Below are 253 nucleotides of genomic sequence, written 5' to 3' on the forward strand. Positions count from 1 at the left end.
GCTACCGCCACTTGGCACAACGTTGCAGCTACGCGCTGTTGCAGTGCCAGCAAATTCAACCGGTTCATCGGCGGCGATATAGCCTAAGTAAGTGGTATCTTCCCAAAGACCAATAAAGCCAACAGTTTGGTTGGTGGTTAAATCAAGTGGGAATTGCACGGTAGCGGTTAACACACTGCGCGCGGCTGTGCCTTGCGCCGTTGGTGCGCCAAATGCACAGGTTTTGCGCTCGTAGGGTGCGGCGGTAAGTTCG

General features: G+C 54.5%; 1 protein-coding gene. It reads right to left on the bottom strand.

Annotation, left to right across the window (positions count from 1 at the left end; all coding sequences use genetic code 11):
* On the bottom strand, positions 1–253 hold a 253-nt coding region (locus Q5762_RS39085), incomplete at both ends, for a hypothetical protein (protein WP_315897073.1).

The sequence above is a fragment of the Streptomyces sp. P9(2023) genome, from assembly GCF_032436795.1.
Taxonomy (GTDB): Bacteria; Actinomycetota; Actinomycetes; order Streptomycetales; family Streptomycetaceae; genus Streptomyces.